Source organism: Vibrio sp. 10N.222.55.C6 (genome assembly GCF_041473395.1).
Lineage (GTDB): Bacteria > Pseudomonadota > Gammaproteobacteria > Enterobacterales > Vibrionaceae > Vibrio > Vibrio crassostreae_C.
Genome location: NZ_JBFRSD010000966.1, coordinates 1 through 300, shown reverse-complemented (window position 1 = coordinate 300; position 300 = coordinate 1). Strand labels below are relative to the sequence as shown.

Genomic DNA, 300 nt, shown 5'->3' with positions numbered 1-300 from the left:
CATAAGAACTCTGCAAATTATCAAACTTTTGTTCATTGCAACCTGAAGTAAGATCACTACGCCTAGAACCTATTTTGAAAATCTTATCCTCATGGATATCTATCGCTAAATCATATGAACGAATAATTTTCAGCTTCCTATCACACAAAGGTAATAGAGACTCTAGTAAGTCAATGCTTTCTTCATCGACTAATAAAGTACTGCATCCGCTCGTACGAATAATCGAGGCAATTTTTTCAACAGGAAATGTATTGTTGAGAGGAATGTAAGTTATTTTAGATAACGTGCAAAAAACTAAAT

Annotated in this window: 1 protein-coding gene; it reads right to left on the bottom strand. The window is 33.3% G+C overall.

Translation table 11 applies throughout. The features are described from left to right. On the bottom strand, nt 1-300 hold a 300-nt coding region (locus tag AB4486_RS27090; protein WP_372119872.1), incomplete at both ends, for a hypothetical protein.